The following is a 25,569-nucleotide window of genomic DNA, read 5'->3' as shown; positions in this document are numbered from 1 at the left end:
TTCAAAACAGATTAGTGATTTATTGGTTGTTGCTCACCTGAAGCTGCCCGTCCCACCCGCCACCCAACGCCGCAATCAACTGCACGCTGGCGATCAAGCGGCTCTGCAACAGGCTCAGGGTCGTACGCTCATTGCTCAACGCCGTGGCCTGAACCACCACCACATCCAAATAGGCAATCACGCCGGCCTTGTACTGATTCCGGGTCAGGCGCAAGGATTCGCGTGCCGCGTCCAGGGCTTGCTGGCGCACCACGGCTTCGTCCTCCAGGACCTTGAGCTGTATCAGGTAATCCTCTACTTCGCGGAAACCATCGAGCACGGTCTGGCGGTATTTGGCCACGGTTTCATCGTAAGCCCCTTCGCTGCGATCCACTTCCGCCGAACGCTGACCACCGTCGAACAGGGTCATGGCCAGTTGCGGCCCCACCGACCAGAAGCGGTTGGGCACGCTGAACAAGTCCTTCGAGGTACTGCTGCTGTAACCGCCGTTCAAACTCAGGGTCAGGTCCGGGTAGTAAGCCGCCTTGGCCACGCCGATGTTGGCGTTGGCGGCCATCACCGAGCGTTCGGCGGAGGCAATGTCCGGGCGCCGTTCCAGCAACTGCGATGGCAGGCTCAGCGGCACCTCGGGCAAAGCCGGAATGTCCTGGGTTTCAGCCAGTTTGAATTGCGCCGGCGGCAGGCCGATCAGCACGGCGATGGCGTTTTCGAACTGGGCGCGTTGCCAGATCAGATCGACCATGTCCGCCTCGGTGCTCTTGAGCTGGGTCTGCGCCTGAGCCACCGCGTCCTTGCCGGACACACCGGCACGGTACTGGTTTTCCGTCATTTTCAGCGAACGCCGGTAGGCCTCGACGGTCGCTTCCAGCAGGCGCTTCTGCTCATCGATGACCCGCAATTGCAGGTAGTTCTGCACCAGTTCCGACTGCTGGCTCAGGCGCATCGCCGCCAGATCGGCATAGCTGGCCTCGGCGTTGGCGGTGTCGGCTTCCAGGCCACGGCGCAATTTACCCCAGACATCCGCTTCCCAGCTCACACCGGCCTGTGCGGTGTAGGTATCGCGAATGCCGCTCGAAGTGCTGGTCAGGCTCGAACTGCTGCTGCCGCTACCCTGGCTGGAACGGTTTTTCCCGACGGTCAGGTCCACCGTCGGAAAAAACGCGCCCCGGGCACTACGCACCAAGGCCTGGGCCTGGCGGTATTGGGCTTCGGACTGGGCAACGGTCTGGTTGGCGCTGTTGAGCTTTTCGATCAGGCCATTGAGCTGCTGATCACCGTACAACTCCCACCAGGCACCACGGGCCAGGGCATCGCTCGGACTGGCCTGACGCCAGCCGGCCGCTTCCTTGTACTCCATCGGCGCAGCAGCTTGCGGGCGCTGGTAATCCGGGCCGATGGCGCAAGCACTGAGCATCGCCACGCACAACGACAGGCTCAGCAACCGCGAGCCTCGGGCCTTGATCAACGATGTGGCCAGCGGTGTGGCCAGGTTGAATTGCGATGTGTCAGTCATAGCGGAGTTTCCAGAGCAGCATCGGTACGCACCCCACGCCAGTGGTTGAAGCGATGGCGCAGTTTGTCGAGATAGAGGTAAACCACCGGGGTGGTGTAAAGGGTCAGCACCTGGCTGAAGATCAGCCCGCCGATGATGGTCAGGCCCAGCGGCTGGCGCATTTCCGCCCCTTCGGCGCGACTCAGCAGCAAGGGCAAGGCACCGAGAATCGCCGCCAGGGTGGTCATCAGGATCGGCCGCAAACGTTGCAGACAGGCGTTTCGAATCGACTCCAGCGGTTCCATGCCTTGCTGGCGTTCGAGTTGCAAGGCCAGGTCGATCATCAGAATCGCGTTTTTCTTCACCACGCCGATCAGCAGGAACAACCCCAGCAATGAGATCAGGCTGAACTCGCCGCCCAGGGCATAGATCGACAGCAACGCGCCGACACCCGCCGACGGCAAGGTCGAGAGAATGGTCAGCGGATGAATATAGCTTTCATACAGCACGCCGAGCACCAGATACACCGCCACCAGCGCGCCAAGGATCATCCACGGCTGGCTTTTCTGGGTCGCGGCAAAGGCATCGGCGGTGCCGGCCATCTTGGCGATGACGTCTTCCGGCAAGCCCACCGAGGCAATGGCACGCTCGATGGCGGCACTGCCCTTCTCCACCGTCACCCCTTCGGCCATGTCAAAGGCAATGCTTTCCGAGGCGAACTGGCCTTCATGACTGACCCGATCGTCTTCCAGGCTGTTTTCGTAATGGGCAATGGTCGACAGCGGAATCCGCGCACCGTCTGCGGTGATCACCTGGACCTGCTTGAGGGTAATCGGGTCCTGGGCGTATTTCGGATTGACCTCCATCACCACTTGATACTGGTTGAGGCTGTCGTAAATGGTGGAAATCTGCCGCTGACTGTAGGCGTTGTTCAGCACCGCCGTGACCATGTCCATGTCCACGCCCAGGCGTTTGGCCTGGTCGCGGTCGACGATCAGCGTCACCTGCTGCGCCCCACGGCCTTCCCGGGCGTCAATCGCGGTCAGCTCCGGCAAGGCCTTGAGCGCCGTCACCACTTTCGGATACCACTCGCGCAACGCCCCCAGATCACCGCTTTGCAGGATGTAGGAATACTGCGACGAGGTCTGCTCGCGACCACCGCCGAATTGCAGGTCCTGGTCGGCCATCAGCATCAGCTGTGCACCAGGCACCTTGGGCATTTCCTTGCGCAGACGCTCGATGACCTTTTGCGCGGAAATATTGCGCTCCTTGATCGGTTTCAGGCGTACCAGCATGAACGCGTTGTTGGTGCCGTTGGTACCACCGATGAAGCCGGCAACGCTTTCCACCGCCGCGTCCTTCAACACCTCGCGGCGGAATATTTCCATTTTCGGCTGCATCACGCTGAACGACAGGCCGTCGTCGCCGCGTACGAAGCCGATCAGTTGGCCGGTGTCCTGCTGAGGCAAAAATGTTTTTGGAACAACCACATACAGCGCGATGTTCACGCCGACTGTCACGAACAGACTTAGCAACGTCAATCGACGATGACGCAGCACCCAGTCGAGGCTGGTGGCGTATTTAGCGACCATCCACTCGTTGGCGCCCTGGCTCCAGCGTTGAAGGCGGTTTTCCTGACCCGGGGTGTGCGGCTTGAGCCAGCGGGCGCAAAGCATCGGGGTCAATGTCAGCGAGACCACCAGCGACACCACAATGGCGGCCGCCAGGGTAATGGAGAACTCGCGGAACAGGCTCTCGATGATTCCACCCATGAACAGGATCGACAGGAACACCGCTACCAGGGACACGTTCATCGACAGCAAGGTGAAGCCGACTTCCTGGGCGCCGAGATAGGCAGCCTTCATCGGTTTGATGCCTGCGTCGATATGCCGGGAAATGTTCTCCAGCACGACGATGGCATCGTCCACCACCAGCCCGGTGGCCAGAATCAGCGCCATCAGCGACAGGTTGTTCAGCGAAAAACCGTAGAGGTACATCACCGCAAAAGTGCCCACCAGCGACACCGGTACCGCCAGGCTCGGGATCAGAGAGGCGCGAAAGTTACCGAGAAACAGGAATACGACCAGGATCACCAGGGCCACGGCGATCAGCAGGGTCATTTCCGCTTCGTGCAGCGTGGCCTTGATCACCGGTGAGCGATCCATGGCCAGGTTCAGTTTGACGCTGGCCGGCAGCACTGCCTGCAACGCCGGCAACTGGGCCTTGATCTCGTTGACCGTCTCGATGATGTTGGCGCCAGCCTGCCGGTTGATCACCAGCAGCACTGCCGCGTCGTCGTTGAAGAAACCGCTGTTATAACGGTCTTCGACGCCGTTGCTGACCTTGGCCACATCCTTCAGGCGCAGGGCCGCGCCGTCCGCGTAGTGGATGATCAGCGACTCGTAGTCCTTGGCCTTTTCCAGTTGATCGTTGGCCTGCACCTGCCACAGCCGCTGACCGTCTTCCACCGAGCCCTTGGGCCGGCGTACGTTGGCATTGGCGATGGTGTTGCGCACGTCGTCCAGCGCCACGCCGTACTGGTTCAGCGCCTGGGGTTCGAGTTCGATGCGCACCGCCGGCAAGGAACTGCCGCCGATCTGCACTTCCCCGACGCCCTGCACTTGCGACAGGCTCTGGGACAGGATGGTCGAGGCCAGGTCATACAGTTGGCCTTTTTCCAGCACGTCCGAGGTCAGCGACAACACCATGATTGGCGCCTGGGACGGGTTGACCTTCTTGTAGGTCGGCATGCTGCGCATTCCGCTGGGCAGCAGGTTGCGCGAGGCGTTGATCGCCGCCTGCACTTCCCGCGCCGCACCGTTGATGTCGCGGTCCAGGTCGAATTGCAGGATCACCCGGGTCGAACCCTGGCTGGAACGGCTGCTCATGGTGTTGACCCCGGCGATGGCGCCGAAGGATCGCTCCAGCGGCGTCGCCACCGTGGAGGCCATGACTTCGGGGCTAGCACCGGGCAGGCTGGCCTGGACCACGATCACCGGGAAGTCCATTTGCGGCAACGGCGACACCGGCAACAGGCCGAAGCTCACGCCGCCCAACAGCATGATCGCCAGGCTCAGCAACATGGTCGCGACCGGGCGTTTGATGAAAGGTCCCGACAGGTTCATCGACCGTCTCTCCCTGCATCAACCCCTGTGGGAGCGAGCCTGCTCGCGAAAGCGGTTTGTCGGTGAGTATCGATGTTGAAGGTGCAGGCCTCTTCGCGAGCAGGCTCGCTCCCACAGAGTCTATGGCTCAACATTTTCACACCGACACCTCTTCGGCTTGAGACTTGCCGAAGCGTCGACCCAAGCGGTCGAAGTAGAGATAGATCACCGGGGTCGTGAACAGCGTCAACACCTGGCTCAACAGCAAACCGCCAACCATCACCAGACCCAGCGGCTGACGCAATTCCGCGCCGGAGCCGGTCGCCAGCATCAACGGCACCGCGCCAAACAACGCGGCCAGGGTGGTCATCAGGATCGGTCGGAAACGCAGCAGCGCCGCCTGATAGATCGCCGTCTGCGGGTCCATGCCCTGATTGCGCTCGGCATCCAGGGCGAAGTCGATCATCATGATCGCGTTCTTCTTCACGATACCGATCAGCAGGATGATGCCGATGATCGCGATCATCCCCAGGTCGTTGCCGCTCAACAGCAAGGCCAGCAACGCGCCGACCGCCGCCGAAGGCAAGGTGGACAGAATGGTGATCGGGTGGATGTAGCTCTCGTACAGCACGCCCAGCACGATGTACATGGTCACCACCGCCGCCAGGATCAGCAGCAAGGTACTCGACAGCGATGCCTGGAACGCCTCGGCCGCGCCCTGGAACTGGGTCTGCACGCCAATCGGCATGCCGATGTCCTTCTGCACCTGCTCGATGATCTGCACCGCATGCCCCAACGCCACACCGGGGGCCAGGTTGAAGGACATCATCACCGCCGGAAACTGGCCAATGTGGGTGATCGCCAATTGCGCCTGACGCTCTTCGATATGGGCCAGGCTGGACAACCGCACCTGACCGCCGTCAGTGGTCTTGACGTGAATCTGATCCAGCGCCTGCGGGCCGATTTTCTCGCCGGACTGCGATTGCAGCACCACGCGGTATTGGCTGGCCTGAGTGTAGATGGTGGAAATCTGCCGCTGACCAAAGGCGTCATACAGCGCGTCGGTGATGTTCGACACGGACACCCCGACCCGCGATGCGGCATCGCGGTCGATCACCAGATAGACCTGCAAGCCCTTGTCCTGCAAGTCGCTGGCAACGTCGGTCAGCTCCGGCCGATCCGCCAGGGCTTCGACCAGACGCCCGCTCCACAGGCTGAGCAGTTCCGAATCCGGTGACGACATGCTGAACTGGTACTGCGTGCGGCTGACCCGGTCCTCGATGGTCAGGTCCTGCACCGGCTGCATGTACAGGCGAATGCCGACCAGCTTGTCCAGTTCCGGCTGCAATCGGGCAATCACTTCGGTTGCGCTCAGGTCGCGGTTGCCGTGGGACTTGAGGTTGATCAGCAAGCGGCCGCTGTTGAGCGTCGAGTTATCACCGTCGACACCGATGTAGGACGACAGGCTCTCGACCGCCGGATCGGCCAGGATGACCTTGGCCAGTTCCTGCTGACGTTCGCTCATGGCCGCGAAGGAAATCGACTGCGGCGCCTCGGAGATGCCCTGGATCACCCCGGTGTCCTGCACCGGGAAGAAGCCCTTGGGCACCACCATGTAGAGGAATACCGTCAACGCCAGGGTGCCGACGGCCACCAGCAACGTCAGCGGCTGATGCTTGAGCACCCACTGCAATTTGCGTCCGTAGGCGGCGATCATCCAGTCGATGGCAGCACCGCTGGCGCGGTAGAAACGGCCCTGTTCTTCCTCTTTGGGCTCACGCTTGAGCAGCCGAGCGCACATCATCGGTGTCAGGGTCAGGGACACCACCAGGGAAATCAGGATCGCCACCGCCAGGGTGATGGCGAATTCGCGGAACAACCGCCCCACCACGTCGGCCATGAACAACAGCGGAATCAACACGGCGATCAGTGACAGGGTCAGGGATACAAGGGTGAAACCGATCTGTTTGGCGCCCTTGAGCGCCGCGTTCAGCGGGCTGTCACCCTCTTCGATGAATCGGGAAATGTTCTCCAGCATCACGATCGCATCGTCCACCACGAAACCGGTGGCGATGGTCAGGGCCATCAGGGTCAGATTATTGACCGAGAACCCCGCGAGGTACATCACGCCAAAAGTACCGATCAACGACAGCGGCACGGCCACCGACGGGATAATCGTGGCACTGGCCCGGCGCAGGAACAGAAAGGTGACCATGACCACCAGGGCGATGGCGATCAGCAGTTCGTGTTGCACATCCTTGACCGAGGCGCGGATGGTCTGGGTGCGGTCGGTCAGTACGACGACGTCGAGGCCGGCCGGCAGGTTGTCGGTGATGCTCGGCAGCAAAGCCTTGATCCGGTCCACCACTTCGATGACGTTGGCACCCGGTTGACGCTGGATGTTCAGCAGCACCGCCTGGTTTTCATTGGCCCATGCCGCCAGACGCTCGTTTTCGGCGCCGTCGACGATCTCTGCCACGTCCTTGAGCCGCAACGGGGCGCCATTGGCGTAGGCCAGGATCAGGTTGGCGTAGTCCTGTGGCGAGGTCAGTTGATCGTTGGCGTCGAGCATCGACACCCGGGTCGGGCCGTCGAAATTGCCCTTGGGCTGGTTGACGTTGGAAGCGCCGATCAGGGTGCGCACGTCCGACAGGTTCAAGCCGTTGGCCGCCAGGGCCTCGGGGTTGACCTTGATTCGCACCGCCTGACGCTGGCCACCGGCAATGCTGACCATGCCGACCCCGCTGATCTGGGCGATTTTCTGCGCCATGCGCGTGTCGACCAGATCGTTGAGCTTGGGCAGCAGCATGGTCTTGGACGTGATGGCCAGCGTCAGCACCGGGGTATCGGCCGGGTTGACCTTGTTGTACACCGGTGGTGCGGGCAGGTCCTTGGGCAACAGGTTGGTCGCGGCATTGATCGCGGCCTGCACCTGCTGTTCGGCGACGTCCATGTTGATGTCGAGGCTGAAGCGCAGGGTCAGCACCGAGGCGCCGCCGGAGCTGGTCGAGGCCATTTGGGTCAGGCCCGGCATCTGCCCGAATTGCCGCTCAAGCGGCGCGGTCACGGCGCTGGTCATGACATCCGGGCTTGCACCGGGATAAAGGGTCATGACGCGAATGGTCGGATAATCGACCTGGGGCAATGCCGACACCGGTAGCAACCGGTAGGCGATCACGCCGGCCAGGATAATGGCCAGCATGCTCAGGGTGGTCGCTACCGGGCGAAGGATAAACAGCCGCGAGAGGTTCATGCGCCGCCCTTTTTCGCCTTGTCGGCAGGCGCCGGTTCAGCGGTATTGGTCGCCGATCCGCCTTGCAGATGGCCAGCGGGACTGGTCGGTACTTGCGTCGGGTCATTGACGACTTCCACGTCGCTGCCGTCCTTCAAGCGATCGGTCCCTTCCAGCACCACGCGCTCACCGGCGGCCAGGCCTTCGGTGACCACCGTGTTTTCACCGTCGCTGGCACCGATTTTGAGCTGACGGATCTTGACCTTCTTGTCGCCGTCCAGGGCGTAGACGAACGTGCCGTTGGTGCCGAACTGGATCGCGGCGGACGGTGCGAGCACGACATCCTTGAGGGTGTCGGCCAGCAGGCGCACGTTGACGAACTGGTTGGGGAACAGCGACTGGTCGCGGTTGTCGTAACGCGCCTTGAATTTCAGGGTGCCGGTGGTGACGTCGATCTGGTTGTCCAGGCTCTGCAGCACGCCGGTGGCTTGAAGTTTGGTGTCACCACGATCCCAGGCCTCGGCCGGCAGTTTGGCACCACTGCGATAGCGCGCGAGCACGGTGTCGAGGCTGTTTTCCGGCAAGGTGAAGGCCACGCTGATGGGTTGGGTCTGGGTGATGATCGCCAGCGCCGTGGTGTCGTTGGCCGCCACCAGGTTGCCCACATCCAGCTGGCGCAGGCCGACGCGCCCGGTGATCGGCGCGCGGATCCTGGTGAATTCGAGGTTGAGCCTGGCGTCGTTGACCGCCGCCTGATTGGTCTTGACCGTGCCCTGGTATTGACCGACCAGCGCTACGGCGGTGTCCAGTGTCTGTTTGGCGATGCTGTCTTCCTTGTACAGGCCGGTATAACGCTCGACATCCACCTGAGCGTTTTTCAACTGCGCCTGGTTTTGCAACAAGGTGCCCTCAGCCTGGAGCAAGGCGTTCTGGTACGGGCGCGGGTCAATCTCGGCCAGCAGATCGCCCGCCTTGACCATCTGCCCTTCCTCGAAATGGATCTTCACCAGCTCACCGCCCACACGGCTGCGCACGTTGATGGTGTTCAGCGCGGTAACCGTGCCCAGCGCCTTGTAATACAGCGGGAAATCACCCTTGACCGCCGGCGCGACACGCACCGGAACGGGGCCTGTCGCCCCGCCGAACCCTGGGCGCATCCCCCCTGACCTGCCAGCGTGCCCGGCCACGGCTTTCGGCTGCGCGCCCTCTTTCGGCGCAGCACCGCCGGGCCAGAATTTCCAGCACAGGGCGGCGATGACCAACAGCACGAGCAGGCCGAACAGCCAGCGACGGGGACTACGGGAAGCAGAGGATTGCATTGAGTGATCAACCATTGGGCGCGTGGGCTTTTATTACATGAGGCTGAACGATAAGCACTGGCGGGGTTTAAGCAAAGCGCCTTTACCGGCAATTTACCTTCGGCTTACGTAACAGGAGATTTATCCAAGACACTGAAACACAAATGAAAACGGCCTGGGAGGGCCAGGCCGTTAACAATTGTAAAAGCTTACTTACTTCAGAACACTTATTTCAGAACACTTATTTCAGAACTTTGAGCGCCGCTTCGTAGTTCGGCTCATCAGCGATTTCGCCAACCAGCTCGCTGTGCAGCACGTTGTCGTTCTCGTCCAGCACCACCACGGCACGGGCGGTCAGGCCTTTGAGCGGGCCGTCGGCGATGGCTACGCCGTAGTTCTGGATGAACTCGGCACCGCGCAGGGTCGACAGGTTCTGGACGTTTTCCAGGCCTTCGGCACCGCAGAAACGCGCCTGGGCGAACGGCAGGTCGGCGGAGATGCACAGCACCACGGTGTTGGCGATGTCATTGGCCTGGGCGTTGAACTTGCGCACGGACGTGGCGCAGGTCGGGGTGTCGACGCTTGGGAAGATGTTCAGCACTTTGCGCTTGCCGGCGAAGTCTTTCAGGGTAACGTCGGACAGATTGCCGGCAACCAGGGAAAAGGCTGGCGCCTTGGAACCGGCTTGAGGCAATTGGCCATTGACTTGAACCGGGTTGCCTTTAAGAGTCACTTGAGCCATGAACGGAGTCCTTCTGAACGTTGTTGTAGAGAATATTGAAGAGGCCGAAGTTAACCACGAAATCGGCCGGCGACCTACCCCGGATACAAAAACGCGAAGACAGCCCCAATCCCCTGTGGAATTGAACCCTGTGGGATTGTGTATAAAGCGTACCCCCCTCTCCCGCCGCCACCCGGTGTTCATGACGAAAGGCGCGCATCGCATCCGGGGCATCACAATATTTGTTACGACTTTCTGTAACCGCATTGTCGATCCAGCCCGCGATCATTCGACTATAAGTCAGCAACCCACATCCCACGGAGACACCACCATGCGATTCATGATCATCATCAAAGCCAGCCAGGACTCCGAAGCCGGCGTGATGCCCAGCACCGAACTGCTGACCGCGATGGGCAACTACAACGAAGAACTGGCCAAGGCCGGCATCCTCCTCGCCGGCGAAGGCCTGCACCCCAGCAGCAAAGGCGCCCGCGTACGCTTTTCCGGCGACAACCGCTCGGTGATCGACGGCCCCTTCGCCGAAACCAAGGAACTGATCGCCGGCTATTGGTTGTGGCAGGTGAAGTCGAAGGAAGAAGCCATCGAATGGGTCAAGCGCTGCCCCAACCCGATGCCGGGCACCGAAGCCGAGATCGAGATTCGCCAGGTGTTCGAGGCGGCGGATTTTGGTGAGGAATTCACGCCGGAGTTGCGGGAGCAGGAAGAGCGGGCGTTTGGGCCAGGGAAGAAGTGCTGAGCGGGTATTAAGTGATAGCGCGATCACGTCCTGGTGCCGTGCTGTTGGCGGACGTGATCGGTTATCACAAGATGTGAAAGGCTAAACAGGATATTCACGTCGATCCCTGAACATGACATACAGTGGGTCCAACCCGGCCTCGTCAGGGAAGACCACGATGTAGTCGTCGAAATGAACAACTTCGTTATTACTCAAGGGTTCGAGAAGCGGTACGGGAGGAGATTGAACAAAACTCAACGGCCTCGGTTGTGATCTCTTCTCGGGTGAGCTGCTTGCAAGAATGATTGAACGGGACCAGAAAATCGTAATCGGCGCGGTGCCATCAGCGGTAAAGCTGAAGGCGCTCGTACCTTGTTCCTGGCGCGCCAACCTTACCCGCACCGTAGATTGCGAAACCTGGGCGGAAGACGCAGTGATGTAAACCTGCGACATGGATTTAATACCCTCTATGCCCAGAAGACTGGCCCCGGGCGCAGCGGTCATAACCCTGGAACCCATCCGGAAAGGAATATTCACCTCAGCTTTGTTCTGCGCGAGGATTTGCCAATTCCTACCTTCGATAGGCGCCAGTTCGGACAGCGGAACGCCAAGGCCGTAGATCTGGGTATCTGCACGACTGGAAAAGCCGAAATTCAGCACAGACGCATATTCGTTTGTGCTGAGCGAGGTACCCGAAGTGTTCCGCCATGTAATTTCAGCCACCGCCGAGCGGATGGACTTCTGTAGATCCTTGTGTTGAGACAACTCTAACGCCGATGCCCCACTCGCCAATAAAAGCTCCGGAAGTTTGTTCGCCAAGGCAAAGGAAGCAGACATGCTGCAGATCGTCTGTGCAGGTCCCACACCGGCCTGGTTACGTGCACGAACCAACTGCTCCTGTGCCCCTGTCAGCTGTGTTTGAACTTCATCATGTAAGGCGCGATATCGGTGGGCAGTATTCGCCAGGTGCGCCAAGTAGCGAGAATGAAGTGCGGAAACCTGTTGTAGCTGGCCCTGCCATTGCGCCTGATCGGATCGAGCATAGGTGGCATCACGCTGCGTGCCGCTCATGGCGAACTGCACACTCATCTTCCAGAATTCAAATTTTCTGACAGCAATACGTGCTTGCTCCTGAGCTGCTTCCAGAGCACGGATATTTGTCTCCAGATCCGTGAAACTGGTATGACTACCCGCTTGACCACGCCGATGCGCAATCAATGTCTCCAAATGGCCTAGCGCTGCTTCAAGGGCGTGTTCCGACACGGTCACATCTGTGTTGATTTTTTGAGTATTGGCCTGATTTCTTGCTAAAGGACTCAATGGCGCAAGACGGGCCGGAGGTGGGAAAGCCTCGCCTCTGAAGGCTGCCGCGCCTTGTTTGTTATGCCAGGCCCTGACATGAAGAATGACCCCTCCCGCGCCACCCGAGTCAAACCTGTCGTCAGGGTAAAACAGAAGGTCTGCCCCTTTGGGATGGCCAACAATGCGGTCGAAGTGGTTGATCAGGTTGTCATGATCTTCCTTGGGCATATCAACGGCCCAGATCCTGTCAATCAGCGCCTGAAACTCAGGCGCGGTGTATTCCTTGAGTGTTGCTTTAAGCTCCATTGGTTCGTCCTTGAATCTATTTGGAAAACGGTCGAAGACCATGGCACCTGCTCGGTAATGAGCAAGTGCCGCTAAGTTGTCAACGAGGCAAATTATTCAGGTTTGAAGCCGGGTTTGTTATTGGCCACGCGCCATTCTTTGACAACCCTTAGTACATCTTCCGGTGTACTCTCGCAGCCTTCCTTTGGAAAAAAAATCACGTCAGAACGGTCAGGATGTTCAGTTACTAACTCAAAATGCATCACCCCTTTATCTATGAAGTCTTCAAACTCATCTGGAGAAAGGTCCTCTCTCTCTTCGTATAAACCTCGTAAAAACTGTAAAAACTCCACCTCTGTATAGTCTTCATATTTATCTTTCATAATCATGATTAGTCCCCTTTCCTATGAAGATCAATATGGCGCCTTGCAGTCAAAACGACCAAATTATCCATGTCGTATACCTCCCCTCCTTGGGCAACTTCTTCGAGATGATGAATTTCATACTTTTTACGACCTCCGTTCCTATCATCTGCGGAGGCATAAGGAGCGTTACCTCTTTTCATCAAATGCAAATCAATAGGGGTAAATCGAGACCTGAGCTTCGGATCCGCCTCAATCGCCTTCCAGAACGCACGCCTGAATTCATGAAAATTTCTAAACTCTTTCCCTCTCAACTGATCAGCAATATGCGATGGAATAGGCGCCCCCTTACCTCGCGCAGCATCACCCAACCATACCCCTGAAACCGCCTGCCCTCCGCCCGTGACGACACCTGGATCATCCCGTCGATCGCGAAACAGGGCGTCTGGCGAAGGAAGCTCCATATCCCCCGGATACCCAGGAATACTCGCACCAATCTCCCCTTCGTCAACAGCCGGAAACGTCTCGTTTGGTGGTAGGACGGGGATGGCCGGGTTGCCGGGATACACCAACGGATCGGTCGGCGTGGTCGGTAATGTGGTCGACCCGAGTTGTTCGCTGCCCGGTGGCACCAAGGGTTTCCAGCTACTGGCCGGCGGGATCGGCCAAGGAACAACCGCAGGTACGACCCCAAGCCATCCGCCGGCACTGTTCGGCGCCTTGATGCTGATTTTGTCGAGATTGAAAGCGTCGGCCCAGAACTCCGACCGTTCCTGATAGCGCAGTTCGAACTCACGGTTTTCACCGACCCACGTGCTCTTCGGCGCATAAGGGGAGAATCCTTGCTCGATGCGTTTTTGGTTTACCTCATCGAACTGGCTTGCAAGCAGGGGGTGTTCGCCAAGGGACTGCCACAGTGCCTGGTCAAAAGCCTGGAACGATTTGAATTCCCGGCCTCGAAACAGATCGCCGATCTGAGACGGGATGGCTGCCCCGCTCGCCTGACTGGCGGCTTTCCACCAATCCACCGTAGCCGGTTGACCGGTCCCGGTGACGACCCCTGTACCCATCGGTGGCACATCGAACGATAGATAGATCGGCTCCAGTCCAGGCACGCAGACAATGCAATCCTGAATGCGCCAATCGACACCGGTCGGGATGTCTTGAAACTGAGGTTCCGACACTGTGAGGCGAGTCTGGTCAGAGACAGTCGCTGTAGTCGCGGCTTCTGGCGTGAACTGCACATACCTGGTCGGTGATCCAGGTATCTCAGCGATGTGTTGACCGCTCAAAGGATCCAGTACTGCATTCACCACCGGAACTCGGGGATCAATCTCACCCCCGGTACTCGCGACAATGACCGCCGTCGAGCCCTCAGGCGTGGACAAAGGCTTGAGCCGAAACCCGGACTCTACCGATCCCCCCGTGTCAGCGATTGTTTGCAGCTCTTGGCTGTCGTAAAGATCCAGTGTCTGTGCGGGGACGGCGACAGCGTGAAACAACTGAGTCCGCTGTTCCTGAGTCAACTCTCCGTTACCCAGCTCGGACGGATAGGTCATGCCCCCGACAAATATCGCAACTTGCGGGACAGTGAGCGTCGCTAATGCGCTTCCTATTGCAGTTGTCGCCCGTGCCACGGCAACTGCCAATCCATCGGCTGTTCCGGAAACCCATACCCCCCGGGGATTGAACAGCATTGAAAGAGCGGTTACCGAAGACGGCAAACGCAAGGTATTGGTCTGCTTGGCCCTCTCTATCCGCGCATCTTCATCGGCCTGCTGCTTGAAGCGAATGCGTGCATTGCGCTGCTCGGCAACTTGTCGATGACGCTCCCATATCGCTTCCCTGTCACGCCAGACAACGGTCTGCTCGGCATGATATCGAGCCAGGGTGCCGGATTTTTCCGTGAGTACGTTTATCTGTGCGGACAGCAGTCGTGCTTCCTGAGCAGCGTGGTAGGCGCTTTCCCAAATCTGATGACCGTTACTGAGCGCATCTGCGAACTGGTCCAGGCGCGCGAGGTAGTCATTCGCCGAACGAGTGAGTGGGTCATGACCATCGAATGAGTTGGCGGTTGCACGCTTTGCATTGAGCTCTGCGGTCTTTCGGGCAATCAGCCCGTCGATTTCGCTCTTCTCCTTGGTGATGAGATACAGCTGCCAGCGTTCGCTCGAATCGCTGTTGGGTGGTCTACTGGCCGCTGATACTTCCTGCTCCAGCGATGACGTCAATTGCGCGCTTTTCGCGAAGAAGCTTTGATCGACAATCGCTCTGAAGTTGTCATGACGCGCAACCCAAGAGGCAAGGGTTTGCTGTCGTGTCTGCAAGCGAGCCAACTCCTGGGCCTGCACGGCGGCAGCCGCTGCCTGAAGTCGCTGTTGTTCCTGGGCTTGCAGGTACTCTTGCTTGACCCGCCTGCGGGCCTCCCTTGTTTTTTTGCTGGGACCGCTGAAAGCCCCGGATGCGCCGACGCGGTTTCCGCCAAAACTACCGCCGCCCCCCGATCCGCCGCCCGAAGCCGGTGGGCCGGACCTGATCACGACATCTCCTGACGTTCCATCGCTCAATGTGTTTTGTGCCATACAGTCTCTCCTTGTCTGTAGGGCGCAGCATGTCGATGGGGTGGTGATCAGGTGCGGTACATATTTATGGGGTGGGATTTTTGTCGAATGTCATGGCCAGTGATTTCGCGGGGAGTTTGAAGGGATCGCAGAGCCATACGCTGCTGGGGATTCAGCAGTCGATCATGTTGGGGGAACTGGCGGTGAATCGGGTGCTGGATAATCTTGATCCACCTTAGTCACCGCTAAACCCTTGTGGCGAGGGAGCTTGCTCCCGCTGGGCTGCGAAGCGGCCCCAAAAACAGCGCACGCGGTGTATCAGGGGTACCTTGCCAGCGAGGGATACGACTGCTGCGCAGCCGAGCGGGAGCAAGCTCCCTCGCCAAAAAAAAAACGGCAAGCCCGCCATCGCGTTTATACCGATGACGGGCTTCTTTGTTTTCCAATTCCTTGATTCGTATTAACTTTTCAGTACACAAAAAGCACCGGAAAACCTGCGCTCAAAACCAAAGAATCACCCCCTCCGACTGGCTAACCCTCATTTAGCTGCTAGCTTCAAGAGACACGTCCTACAGCCTTGATAGCAAAGAGATTACGCAATAACGGCCGCCAAGTGCCGGGTCTTCCCAATGAGCCACCAGGGAACCGGGGGAATCATGTTGAACAAAATGGGAATACACATTTTTCTTGTGGCGACTTCGTTCGCACCTCTTATTTGTGCCCACGCCGACAACGCCGAGACCGCCAACAGGAGCAACAACCCGCTCAACCTCGAGCCGGGGATGAACCTGCAGGACTACTACACACCGAGGTACTACGGCTCCAACATCCACACCAACGACCTGCTGGTACGCGGCACGTTGCCGATTGCACCGAATGATTTCATCGGCGTGCCCCAGTTGTTGCGCGGTACGGCGCCGATCAGCACCCATCCTGATCCGAACGGCGGCTACAGCACCGGTGAAGGCGACCTCAACCTGTTCGATATCTTTCTGCTGAAAACCGAGGGCGTGCAGTTGGGTATCGGGCCGATGATCACCGCCCCCTTTGCCGATCAGGATGAACTCGGCACCGGCAAATGGCAGGCCGGGTTCGCCGCCGTGGCCATCGACGCGTCACCTCGCGGCCTGCTGGGCGCGCTGGTGCAATACCAGAGTTCATTTGCTGGCGACCACGACCGCGAACATGTTGAAACGGCGACGCTGCAACCTTTCGTCATTCACAACCTGGACCACGGCTGGTACCTGCGTTCCACCGGTATCTGGACCTTCGATCTGAAGAACGACACCCACTACATCCCACTCGGTTTGGGTGGCGGAAAAGTCTGGAAAGACGGACCCAATATCCTCAACGCCTTTATCGAACCGCAGTGGACCGTCGAGCGCAAAGGCGATGGCGTGCCGCAGTTCACCCTGTTCGTCGGGCTCAACGCCACGTTTGGAAAGTGAGGCACTGCCATGCACATTGCAATTCGCACAGCCGGTTTCGGCCTGATGACGATGTTTGTCAGTTGTGGCGTGGGTGCCGACTTCACCGCCACCCCGGAACAAGCCCGGGGCATCGCCAGGGAAGCCTATTTGTACGGATTTCCGGTGGTGGAAATGTACAAGACGCTCTACAGCCAGGCCGTGGACAAGAAGAGTTCGAACTACAAGGCGCCGTTTAACCGGATCGGCAACACCGCCAAGGCCTTCACCGCCCAGGACACCGCGTTCGTCACGCCCAATGCCGACACGCCCTACTCCTTCGTCTGGATGGACCTGCGCACCGAGCCTCTGGTACTCACTTTGCCGCCCGTTGAAGAGCAACGTTACTACTCGGTGCAATTGATCGACGCCTACACGCAGAATTTCGCTTACCTGGGGACCCGCAGTACCGGCAACAAGGGCGGCCAGTTCATGATTGCAGGACCCGACTGGAAAGGTAAGCAACCGCAGAACATCGACCGTCTGCTGCGCAGCGAAACCAACATCGCCTACGCGCTGTATCGCACGCAGTTGTTCGATGAAGAGGACCTGGCCAAGGTCAAGCAGATCCAGAAGGGCTATAAGGTTCAATCCCTGAGCCGGTACACCCGGCACAAGGCACCGCGCGCCGCCGCGAAAATCGACTGGCCGAAACCCACGCCGACCATGAGCGACACGCCGGATCTGTTTCGCTACCTGAATTTCATGCTGGCCTTTGCACCGGCCCAGAGCGTGGAAAAAACGCTGCTCGCGCGTTTCAAGACCATCGGCATCGAAGCCGGCAAGCCGTTCAATCTGACCAAACTGAGCGCCGATCAACGCAAAGCCCTGGAAGACGGCATCAGCGACGCCAAGGCGGAATTCGCCGCCTTCAAGAAAACCAGAATCGATACCCATGAGGTCAGCAGCGGCGATTTCTTTGGCACCCGCAATCACCTCAAGGGCAATTACCTGTACCGCTACGCAGGCGCCAACCTGGGCATCTTCGGCAACTCTGCCGAGGAAGCCAATTACATTGGTTACTTCGTCGACAGGAATGATCAGCCGGTCGACGCCTCCAGGCACGACTACACCCTGCATTTCGCCAAAGGCGCCCTGCCCCCGGCCGAAGCGTTCTGGTCGCTGACCCTGTACAACGCGAAGAACAAATTGCTGGTAGACAACCCGCTCAACCGCTACCTGATCAACTCGCGCATGCTGCCCGACCTCAAGCTCGACGCCGATGGCGGCCTGACGCTATTCGTACAGAACAAGGCACCGGCCAAGGATCTGCAAAGCAACTGGTTGCCGGCGCCGAACGGGCCGTTTTATGGCGTGCTGCGCCTGTACCTGCCTGAACCGGAAGTCGCCAGCGGTCAATGGAAGATGCCGCTTTTGACCCCCCATAAACCAATGAACCAATAAGCGGAGTCAGCCATGGCCAGGCCTGAGGGCAACAGCTATAGCGTCGATCTGACGTTGGCGCTTTTCCGGGAGGCAGCATGACCGCACTCAATGACCTCAACGCCCTGCAAGCCAGCATCACCGAAGCCGTGCTTGGCCAGGATCAGGTGATCCGGCAAATCCTGCTTGGCCTGTTGGCTAACGGGCATTTGCTGCTCGAGAGCCTGCCGGGATTGGCCAAGACCCGTACGGTCAAGGCGCTGGCCAGGCATCTGGACGCGAAGATGAGTCGCATCCAGTTCACACCTGATTTGTTGCCGTCTGACATCACCGGCGCCGAGGTGCTGCATCAGGTCGACGGCAAGAACGAGATACGGTTTCAGCCCGGGCCACTGTTCGGCAACCTGATCCTGGCGGACGAAATCAACCGCGCGCCGGCCAAGGTCCAGGCCGCGTTGCTCGAAGCCATGGAAGAACGCCAGATCACCGTGGCCGGCAACAGCCATGTGCTGCCGGATCTGTTCATCGTGGTCGCCACCCAGAACCCGATCGAACAGGAAGGCACTTACCCGCTGCCTGAAGCGCAGATGGACCGTTTCCTGATGAAGGTGCTGCTCGATTACCCAAGCGCCGACAACGAAAGCCAGGTGCTGCGCCTGTTACGCGAAGAAGAGCAGGCCCTCGGTGCCAGGACCGCTGCGGTGCAAGGCTTCGCACTGGCCCAGGACGTGATCTTCGCCGCGCGCCGCGAAGTCAGTGCGGTGCATGTGTCGGCGGCCATCGATCGCTACCTGATCGATCTGATCAATGCCACGCGTCGCCCGGCCGACTACGACGCCGACCTCGCCCGCTGGATCGCCATCGGCGCCAGCCCGCGCGGTGGAATCGGACTGGACCGCTGCGCCCGCGCCGATGCGTGGTTGCAGGGTCAGGACTTCGTCTCGCCGGACAACGTACGCGCTGTGGTGCACCCGGTGCTGCGTCATCGCCTGCACCTGAGCTACGACGCGGTGGCCGACGGTGTGTCTGCCGATCAAGTGCTCGACCGCCTGCTCGACAAAGTGGCGATTCCTGCGTGAATGCCGATGGTCTGGTCTATGTCTCCCTGGCGCAGTTGATGACCCTGGAGTTCAAGGCCCGTGACCTGAGTTTTCTCGCGCGTCAGCCCCGGGGCAGCATTCTGGCCGGCAACCATGCCTCACGCCTGCGTGGCCGTGGCTTGAATTTCGATGAATTGCGTCGCTATCAGCCCGGCGATGATTTGCGCCACCTCGACTGGCGCGCCTCGCTGCGCACCGGCAAACCGGTGGTGCGCACCTTCACCGAAGAGCGTGACCGCCCGGCGTTGATCCTCGTGGACCAGCGCATGAGCATGTTCTTCGGCTCGCAACGCAGCTTCAAATCCGCCGTCGCCGCCGAGCTCGGGGCCTTGGCGGCGTGGATGGTGTTCAACGCAGGTGACCGGGTCGGCGGACTGGTGTTCAACGACCGGCGCATCGACAGTGTCGCGCCGCTGCGCAGCCGTACACGGATCGAAGCGCTGTGCAGCCGCATCGTCCAGCAGAACCGGGAACTGAACGCCGCCAACCCGGACGCCGAAGGCGAAGACCAGCTCGACAAGGTGTTGCAGCAATGTCTGGCATTGGCGGGGCACGATCACTTGATCTGTATCGTCAGCGACTTTGCCGGTGCCGGTGAGCGCACCTTGCAGCTGATGCGCCAGCTGGCGGCACACAACGACGTGATCGCCATGCAGGTCTACGATCCGTTGGCGCTGAACCTGCCGAAAAATGGCCGGCTGTTGATCACCCAGGGCCAGTTGCAGGTGGAACTGGCAGTGGAGCGTCGTCAGGTGCACCAGCCCTTGGGCGATTTTCTCAGTGGGCGGCTCAAGGACGTTGCCACCTTGCTGCGGCGCAGCCAGGTGCCGTTGATGATGTTCAGCACGGCGACCGAGGCCCATGAGCAACTGCGCGCCGAACTGGGCAAGCTGACCGGGGCGCGGCGATGAATCCGAATGTCCCGAGCATCGAGCAACTCAAGGAAATCGCGCTTCCTGCGCCGGTCAGCTATGCGCCGCAGACCTGGGGTTGGTGGGTGCTGCTCGGTTTGCTGGGGCTGACGGCGCTGATCATCGCCGCCCGGCGGTATTGGCAATGGCGGCGCGATCGCTATCGGCGCGAGGCATTGGTGCGGTTGGCGCAGTTGCAGCAGCGCAGTGATGACTTGAGTGCGTTGCGCGAGCTTCCAGAGTTGCTCAAGCGCACCGCCCTCTCAATGCCCACCACCCATCACCCTGTGGGAGCGAGCCTGCTCGCGAAGGCGGCCTCACATTCAAAATTTGCGGTGACTGACACGCCGCTTTCGCGAGCAGGCTCGCTCCCACAGGTGACCGCACTAGGCGGGATGGACTGGCAAGACTTTCTGCAGGCGCACGTTGCGCCCCCCCTCCCCGCCAACTTCAGCCAACAACTGGCGCTGCTGGCCTACGCGCCTGATGCGGTTCTGCAAGCCCTCCCCTCCGAACAGCGCCAGCAACTGTTCGCCACCTGCAAAACCTGGGTGGAGCACCATCATGTGGCAACTTGATTACCCCTGGCTGTTACTGCTGTTGCCGTTGCCGTGGTTCGGTTATCGCTACCTGCCCGACTACCGCGAGGCACGCAGTGCGGTGCGGGTGCCGTTTTTTGCCGCCATGAGCCACGCGGTCGGCCAGGCACCGAATCAGGCCGGCACCCGCAGCAATCGCTGGCAGCTGGCATTGAATCTGTTGGTGTGGGTGCTGTTGCTGCTGGCGGCGGCCCGACCGGTGTACGTGGAAAAACCCATCGAACGCCAGCAACCGGTGCGAGACCTGATGCTGGCCATCGACCTGTCCCAATCCATGGAAACCACCGACTTCACCGATGCCAGCGGCCAGAAGATCAATCGGTTGGCGGCGGTGAAGGGCGTGGTGCACGGCTTTATCGACAAACGCAAAGAGGATCGCCTCGGCCTGATCGTGTTCGGCAGCGGTGCGTATCCGCAGGCACCGCTGACCCTCGATCACGCCAGCCTGTCGCTGTTGCTGGACGACACCGGTATCGGCATGGCCGGTCCCAACACCGCCATCGGCGATGCCATCGGCTTGAGCCTGAAGCTGCTGGAACAGGCCCATGAACAGGAAAAAGTGCTGATCCTGCTGACCGACGGCAATGACACCAGCAGCGCCATCACGCCGGATCATGCGGCGGCCATGGCGGCCGCCAAAGGCGTGGTGATTCACACCATTGCCATTGGCGATCCGCAGGCTTCCGGCGAAGCCAGGGTCAACCTGACCAGTTTGCAACAGATCGCCGAAGCCACCGGTGGCAAGTACTTCCGCGCCGAAGACCGCACCGCGCTGGATCAGGTCTACAGCACCCTCGACACGCTCACGCCCCATCAGGTGAAAACCCTCAGCCATCAACCGAAAAAGGATCTGTTCTGGTGGCCGCTGGGGGTAGCGATTGCGCTGCTCGCGCTCTATCAACTGGGCGCCATGCTGCGTCCGCGCCTGTCCTTGGCCCGTCAGCGGCAAGAGGCCTGAGATGGACATCGATCTCGGCGACTTCCACTTCCTGCGTCCGCTGTGGCTGTTGCTGCTGCCCTTCGCTGCCGTTCTGCCACTGCTCTGGCGCCGCAGCCGTGACCTGCAACGCCGCCTGCGTGGCAACATTGCCGGGCACTTGCTGCCGCACTTGCTGATCACCCCGCAGGACCGACAATGGCTGCGACCGGTGCACCTGGTCTGCACGCTGCTGATACTCGGCGCCCTGGCCGCCGCCGGGCCGACCTGGGAGCAGGATCGGCCGGACTTTCTGGAAAACCGTGCACCGCTGATCATCGCCATTGATCTGTCGCCGTCGATGGACGCCACCGATGTGCAACCGACGCGCCTGGAAGCGGCCAAACACAAAACTCATGACCTGATCCAGCGTCGCGCCGGCGCGCGCAATGCCCTGATCGCCTACGCCGGCAGTGCGCACCTTGTACTGCCGGCCACGGACGATCCCAGCCTGCTCGACACCTTTATCCAGGCCTTGAGCACCGACCTGATCGGCAAGCCGGGAAAAAATGTCAGTGCAGTGATCGACCAGGCCAAACGCTTGCTGGCCGAGGAAAAATCCCCCGGCACCCTGCTGCTGATCACCGATGGCGCCGACACTTCAGCGCTGGACGGTCTGGACCGGCAATTGGCAGACAGCGCGCTGCAAGTGTTGATACTGGCGGTCGGCAGCCAGGACGGCGGGATCATCCGCGATGCCAGTGGCCAGCCGCGAATCGATAGCAGCGGTCGGCCGGTGCTGGGCAGTTTTGATCAGGCCGCGCTCAAGCAGCTGGCATCCAAAATGGATGCGCCTCTGGGCAGCCTGACGCTCGACAACGACGATCTGGACTGGGTCGACCTGCACGCCCAGGCGCACTTCCAGCGCGCCAGCGACGAACAGCGTGAATTGCACTGGAAGGATGCCGGCTACTGGCTGTGCTGGCCGCTGCTGTTGCTTGCTTTCTTCAGTGTGCGCAAGGGCTGGAGCCTGAACTGGATGGCCGGTTTGCTATTGGCGGTCGGACTTGGCTGGCCACCTGCGCCGGTACAGGCCGGCGCACTGACCGACGCCTTCTTCACCCCTGACCAGCAAGGGCGCTGGGCCTTCGAACATGAGCACTTCCCGCAGGCCGCCGCACACTTTGCCGACCCGTACTGGAAAGGCATCGCCGCCTACAACGCCGCCGATTTCGACCTGGCGCTGGCCAGCTTCGCGCGCCTGCAAACGCCCCAGGCGTATTTCTACCTGGGCAACATTTACGTGCGTCGCTTCAAGTTCGACGAAGCGATTGCGGCCTACACCCAGGCGTTGAAGCTGCAACCGCAGTTCCCCGAAGCCACGGCCAACCTCGCCCTGGCCATCGCCTTGCAGAAAGACACCGAAAGCGCCGAACAGAACGCGCCCGAGGTCAAGCCTGACGACATCAAGATGGACAAGGCACCGGGCAAGGGTCAGAGCAAGGCGTTGCAGACCCAACAGGCGGCGTCGGATGAACAGTGGCTGCAGAACCTCAGCACATCGCCGGCGAAGTTCCTGAAACAGAAATTCGGTTTGCAGGATCAGGCGGGAGTGAAGCCATGATCAATCTGTTAAACCGAGTCGCGGCTATCGCTGGCAAGCCAGCTCCCACAGGTTCTGAGTTGTTCACAAAACCCTGTGGGAGCTGGCTTGCCAGCGATAGCGCCAGATCAATCACCACAAATCTCGGCACCTTGCTCCTATGCCTGTTCAGCACAGCCACCCTCGCCGCCGAACCTGAATTAAGGGTCCAGACAAGCCTGCAACCCAGCACCCCACCCATGGTCGGCAGCCTCGTCGAACTGCAACTCGACATCCTCACCGACACCTGGTTCACCGACGCCCCCACCCTGCCCGACCTGAAACTGCCGGGGGCACTGGTCATGCCCCCGGACGGCCATGCCGAACACCTGAACCAGACCCTTGACGGTAAATCCTTCAATGGCATGCGCTACAGCTTCCTGATCACCCCGAATGTGGCCCGGGGTTTCGACATCCCCGCCCTGACCGTGCGCGCCACACCCGGCCAGGCCAGCGCCGAACTCAGCGCGCAGAGCCAGCCGTTGCATTTTGTCGCGACGCAACCGCCAGGGTTCGCGCCCGGTGAGCCGGTACTGGTCGCCCAGAAGCTGAGTTTCACCCAATCAATCAACAACGCCGACACGCCGTTGAAAGTCGGCGATAGCCTCACCCGGCAATTGATCCTGCAAGCCGACGGTGCCCTGGCCATGTCGTTGCCGACGCCAGCACTGAACGATGTCAGCGGCCTCAGTCGCTACCCGAAAAACCCGCAGGTCAGGACCCTGGATGACGGTCGCGGCCATTTCACCGGTGGCCAGCGCATCGACAGCGTGACTTACCGGATCGACCGCGAAGGCCATCACACATTGCCAGCCATCGAATTGAAATGGTGGGACGCCGGCAGCCAGCAGGCCCGAATCGCTCAAGTCCCCGCCGTAGCCTTTGATGCCGTGGCCAATAGCACCTATCGGCCAGTGTTTTCGATCACCGAAGACCTGAAAAAACTCGGGCAGCAAAACCGCGTGCACCTGTCGGGATTTGTCCTTGGCTTGCTGGCGCTGCTGTTGAGCGTGGCGTTGCTGACCGGGTTCGTGCGCCCGTTCATTCATCGCGCGTACCTGCGCTGGCAAGCACGGCGTCACGCCCGTCATGTGGCCTGGCTGGAGTCCGCCGACTACGCCTGGCGGCAGATCTCTCAGCAGCTCGACGGCACGCCGCCGCAGCTGAGCGCCCTCTATCTGTGGACACGGCGCATCCGCAAAGGCCTGAAATTGACCGCTTTCGGCCCTCGCCTGCAAGCACTGTTGCGCGCCTGTTACGGCCGGGAGCCGACCAAAGATCAGGCGTTGCTTCAACTCAGGCAATCCTTGACTACGCTGCATAGTCAGGCCGAACACGACAAAGAATCAGTCGCTCCCGCACTGCGACCACTGAACCCCGTTCACGAGAAGGATTTCCCATGACGAACCCGATATCGATCCGCCAGCATCACGGACTGAGGTTGTTACTGACGCTGATCCTGAGCCTGCCATTGCTGGTGCAGGCGGCCGAGCCGTTGCCCTCGTGGAACGACGGTCCATCGAAAAAGAACATCATCGAATTCGTCCAGGCCGTGACCGACCGGAACAGCAAGGACTTCGTCAAACCCGAAGATCGTATCGCCGTGTTCGACAACGACGGCACGCTGTGGAGCGAGCAGCCGATGTACTTCGAGTTGTTGTTCGCCCTCGATGAAGTCAAGCGCACCGCGCCACAACACCCGGAATGGAAAACCACCCAGCCGTTCAAGGCGGTACTGGAAAATGATCACCAGGCCCTGGCGGCGACCGGCACGGACGGCCTGCTGAAAATCGTCGGCGCGACCCACAGCGGCATGACCACCGAAGCTTTCGATGACTACGCCAGGACCTGGCTGAGCCAGGCCCGTCATCCGAAAACCGGCAAGCCGTACACCGAAATGATCTACCAGCCGATGCTGGAAATGCTCGACTACCTGCGTCGCCTGGACTTCAAGACCTACATCGTCTCCGGTGGCGATACCGGTTTCATGCGCGCCTTTGCCGAAAAGGTCTACGGCGTTCCACCCGAGCAGGTCATCGGCACCACCTTTGTCACCGCGTTTGAGTACAAGGACGGCAAAGCCTCGATCCTGCGCACGCCAAAACTGGCCCACAACGACGATGGGCCGGGCAAACCGGAAAGCATCGATGCCGTGATCGGGCGTCGGCCGATTCTTGCTTTCGGCAACTCCGATGGCGACCTGCAGATGCTGCAGTGGACCGCCGCCGGGCCGGGTAAGCGCTTCATGGGCCTGGTGCATCACACCGACGCCAAACGCGAATGGGCTTACGACCGCGAATCGAAGATCGGCCGTCTGGACAAAGCCCTGGACGAAGCAAAAACCCGTGGCTGGACCGTCGTCGACATGGCTGCCGAATGGCGGCGGATCTACCCCTTCGATGCCCCCATCCCCGAGCAAGTGCAATAAAAGCGTGATGCAGGACCGCAATGAACGTTTG

At 60.2% G+C, this 25,569-nt stretch carries 18 protein-coding genes and 1 pseudogene; 11 read left to right on the top strand and 8 right to left on the bottom strand.

Going from position 1 to position 25,569, the window contains the following annotated elements; translation table 11 throughout:
* Window positions 1-19: 19 nt before the first annotated feature.
* The 5 genes from CKW21_RS11620 to tpx form a co-directional block, all read right to left on the bottom strand.
* Window positions 20-1,513, bottom strand: coding sequence for an efflux transporter outer membrane subunit (locus tag CKW21_RS11620; RefSeq protein ID WP_095194111.1), 1,494 nt, complete (start codon window positions 1,511-1,513; stop codon window positions 20-22).
* Window positions 1,510-4,617 carry an efflux RND transporter permease subunit gene (locus CKW21_RS11615; RefSeq protein ID WP_095194110.1) on the bottom strand — a complete coding sequence of 1,036 codons (3,108 nt, stop codon included), beginning with the start codon at window positions 4,615-4,617 and terminating at the stop codon, window positions 1,510-1,512. The genes CKW21_RS11620 and CKW21_RS11615 overlap by 4 nt, the downstream gene beginning before the upstream one ends.
* 136 nt (window positions 4,618-4,753) lie before the next feature.
* Complete coding sequence (locus CKW21_RS11610; RefSeq protein ID WP_095194109.1) at window positions 4,754-7,849, bottom strand: MdtB/MuxB family multidrug efflux RND transporter permease subunit; 3,096 nt, start codon at window positions 7,847-7,849, stop codon at window positions 4,754-4,756.
* Window positions 7,846-9,162, bottom strand: a complete 1,317-nt coding sequence (locus tag CKW21_RS11605) for an MdtA/MuxA family multidrug efflux RND transporter periplasmic adaptor subunit (RefSeq protein WP_095194108.1) — start codon at window positions 9,160-9,162, stop codon at window positions 7,846-7,848. The genes CKW21_RS11610 and CKW21_RS11605 overlap by 4 nt, the downstream gene beginning before the upstream one ends.
* Before the next feature lie 205 nt (window positions 9,163-9,367).
* Window positions 9,368-9,868: a thiol peroxidase gene (gene tpx, locus CKW21_RS11600; protein ID WP_095194107.1), complete on the bottom strand. Its 501-nt coding sequence runs from the start codon at window positions 9,866-9,868 to the stop codon at window positions 9,368-9,370.
* A 310-nt stretch (window positions 9,869-10,178) separates the two neighbouring features.
* On the opposite strand from tpx, the gene CKW21_RS11595 reads away from it, so the two are divergent.
* Complete coding sequence (locus tag CKW21_RS11595) at window positions 10,179-10,604, top strand: YciI family protein (protein ID WP_095194106.1); 426 nt, start codon at window positions 10,179-10,181, stop codon at window positions 10,602-10,604.
* Window positions 10,605-10,685: 81 nt separating this feature from the next.
* Here CKW21_RS11595 and CKW21_RS11590 read toward each other — a convergent pair whose 3' ends face one another.
* Genes CKW21_RS11590 through CKW21_RS11580 form a run of 3 tightly spaced genes read right to left on the bottom strand, consistent with a single transcriptional unit; the run spans window position 10,686 to window position 15,114 of the window.
* Window positions 10,686-12,233 carry an S-type pyocin domain-containing protein gene (locus tag CKW21_RS11590; protein WP_256590201.1) on the bottom strand — a complete coding sequence of 516 codons (1,548 nt, stop codon included), beginning with the start codon at window positions 12,231-12,233 and terminating at the stop codon, window positions 10,686-10,688.
* A 50-nt stretch (window positions 12,234-12,283) separates the two neighbouring features.
* Window positions 12,284-12,559, bottom strand: coding sequence for a bacteriocin immunity protein (locus CKW21_RS11585; protein ID WP_095194104.1), 276 nt, complete (start codon window positions 12,557-12,559; stop codon window positions 12,284-12,286).
* A 2-nt stretch (window positions 12,560-12,561) separates the two neighbouring features.
* Window positions 12,562-15,114: an S-type pyocin domain-containing protein gene (locus tag CKW21_RS11580; protein ID WP_095194103.1), complete on the bottom strand. Its 2,553-nt coding sequence runs from the start codon at window positions 15,112-15,114 to the stop codon at window positions 12,562-12,564.
* An 83-nt stretch (window positions 15,115-15,197) separates the two neighbouring features.
* Here CKW21_RS11580 and CKW21_RS32300 point away from each other — a divergent pair.
* The 10 genes and pseudogenes from CKW21_RS32300 to CKW21_RS11535 all read left to right on the top strand — a co-directional run.
* Window positions 15,198-15,332 (top strand): annotated as a pseudogene (locus CKW21_RS32300) (DUF6124 family protein); the annotation flags it as partial.
* 429 nt (window positions 15,333-15,761) lie between these two features.
* Complete coding sequence (locus CKW21_RS11575; RefSeq protein WP_371917518.1) at window positions 15,762-16,541, top strand: hypothetical protein; 780 nt, start codon at window positions 15,762-15,764, stop codon at window positions 16,539-16,541.
* Between the two features lie 9 nt (window positions 16,542-16,550).
* Window positions 16,551-17,963, top strand: a complete 1,413-nt coding sequence (locus CKW21_RS11570; RefSeq protein ID WP_095194101.1) for a DUF1254 domain-containing protein — start codon at window positions 16,551-16,553, stop codon at window positions 17,961-17,963.
* Window positions 17,964-18,040: 77 nt separating this feature from the next.
* Window positions 18,041-19,021, top strand: a complete 981-nt coding sequence (locus CKW21_RS11565) for a MoxR family ATPase (protein WP_095194100.1) — start codon at window positions 18,041-18,043, stop codon at window positions 19,019-19,021.
* Window positions 19,018-19,953, top strand: a complete 936-nt coding sequence (locus CKW21_RS11560; protein ID WP_095194099.1) for a DUF58 domain-containing protein — start codon at window positions 19,018-19,020, stop codon at window positions 19,951-19,953. Before CKW21_RS11565 ends, CKW21_RS11560 begins: the two co-directional genes overlap by 4 nt.
* Complete coding sequence (locus tag CKW21_RS11555) at window positions 19,950-20,531, top strand: DUF4381 domain-containing protein (protein ID WP_095194098.1); 582 nt, start codon at window positions 19,950-19,952, stop codon at window positions 20,529-20,531. The genes CKW21_RS11560 and CKW21_RS11555 overlap by 4 nt, the downstream gene beginning before the upstream one ends.
* Window positions 20,518-21,510: a VWA domain-containing protein gene (locus tag CKW21_RS11550; RefSeq protein ID WP_095194097.1), complete on the top strand. Its 993-nt coding sequence runs from the start codon at window positions 20,518-20,520 to the stop codon at window positions 21,508-21,510. Before CKW21_RS11555 ends, CKW21_RS11550 begins: the two co-directional genes overlap by 14 nt.
* A gap of 1 nt (window position 21,511) precedes the next feature.
* Window positions 21,512-23,092 carry a VWA domain-containing protein gene (locus tag CKW21_RS11545; RefSeq protein ID WP_095194096.1) on the top strand — a complete coding sequence of 527 codons (1,581 nt, stop codon included), beginning with the start codon at window positions 21,512-21,514 and terminating at the stop codon, window positions 23,090-23,092.
* Window positions 23,089-24,513, top strand: a complete 1,425-nt coding sequence (locus CKW21_RS11540; protein ID WP_095194095.1) for a BatD family protein — start codon at window positions 23,089-23,091, stop codon at window positions 24,511-24,513. The genes CKW21_RS11545 and CKW21_RS11540 overlap by 4 nt, the downstream gene beginning before the upstream one ends.
* Window positions 24,510-25,538 (top strand): HAD family phosphatase, encoded by a 1,029-nt coding sequence (locus CKW21_RS11535; RefSeq protein ID WP_095194094.1) that lies wholly within the window; start codon window positions 24,510-24,512, stop codon window positions 25,536-25,538. Before CKW21_RS11540 ends, CKW21_RS11535 begins: the two co-directional genes overlap by 4 nt.
* Window positions 25,539-25,569: the final 31 nt, after the last annotated feature.

Source organism: Pseudomonas sp. Irchel 3A7 (assembly GCF_900187565.1).
Lineage (GTDB): Bacteria > Pseudomonadota > Gammaproteobacteria > Pseudomonadales > Pseudomonadaceae > Aquipseudomonas.
This window is presented reverse-complemented; position numbering and strand designations above follow the sequence as displayed.

Excerpts from the sequence above, each read along its gene's own strand:
- CKW21_RS11535 (WP_095194094.1), top strand. The coding sequence starts at position 24,510 with ATGACGAACCCGATATCGATCCGCCAGCATCACGGACTGAGGTTGTTA.
- CKW21_RS11550 (WP_095194097.1), top strand. The coding sequence starts at position 20,518 with ATGTGGCAACTTGATTACCCCTGGCTGTTACTGCTGTTGCCGTTGCCG.
- CKW21_RS11620 (WP_095194111.1), bottom strand. The coding sequence starts at position 1,513 with ATGACTGACACATCGCAATTCAACCTGGCCACACCGCTGGCCACATCG.
- CKW21_RS11590 (WP_256590201.1), bottom strand. The coding sequence starts at position 12,233 with ATGGTCTTCGACCGTTTTCCAAATAGATTCAAGGACGAACCAATGGAG.
- CKW21_RS11565 (WP_095194100.1), top strand. The coding sequence starts at position 18,041 with ATGACCGCACTCAATGACCTCAACGCCCTGCAAGCCAGCATCACCGAA.
- CKW21_RS11585 (WP_095194104.1), bottom strand. The coding sequence starts at position 12,559 with ATGATTATGAAAGATAAATATGAAGACTATACAGAGGTGGAGTTTTTA.
- tpx (WP_095194107.1), bottom strand. The coding sequence starts at position 9,868 with ATGGCTCAAGTGACTCTTAAAGGCAACCCGGTTCAAGTCAATGGCCAA.
- CKW21_RS11540 (WP_095194095.1), top strand. The coding sequence starts at position 23,089 with ATGATCAATCTGTTAAACCGAGTCGCGGCTATCGCTGGCAAGCCAGCT.
- CKW21_RS11555 (WP_095194098.1), top strand. The coding sequence starts at position 19,950 with ATGAATCCGAATGTCCCGAGCATCGAGCAACTCAAGGAAATCGCGCTT.
- CKW21_RS11545 (WP_095194096.1), top strand. The coding sequence starts at position 21,512 with ATGGACATCGATCTCGGCGACTTCCACTTCCTGCGTCCGCTGTGGCTG.
- CKW21_RS11610 (WP_095194109.1), bottom strand. The coding sequence starts at position 7,849 with ATGAACCTCTCGCGGCTGTTTATCCTTCGCCCGGTAGCGACCACCCTG.
- CKW21_RS11575 (WP_371917518.1), top strand. The coding sequence starts at position 15,762 with ATGGGAATACACATTTTTCTTGTGGCGACTTCGTTCGCACCTCTTATT.
- CKW21_RS11580 (WP_095194103.1), bottom strand. The coding sequence starts at position 15,114 with ATGGCACAAAACACATTGAGCGATGGAACGTCAGGAGATGTCGTGATC.
- CKW21_RS11595 (WP_095194106.1), top strand. The coding sequence starts at position 10,179 with ATGCGATTCATGATCATCATCAAAGCCAGCCAGGACTCCGAAGCCGGC.
- CKW21_RS11615 (WP_095194110.1), bottom strand. The coding sequence starts at position 4,617 with ATGAACCTGTCGGGACCTTTCATCAAACGCCCGGTCGCGACCATGTTG.
- CKW21_RS11570 (WP_095194101.1), top strand. The coding sequence starts at position 16,551 with ATGCACATTGCAATTCGCACAGCCGGTTTCGGCCTGATGACGATGTTT.
- CKW21_RS11605 (WP_095194108.1), bottom strand. The coding sequence starts at position 9,162 with ATGGTTGATCACTCAATGCAATCCTCTGCTTCCCGTAGTCCCCGTCGC.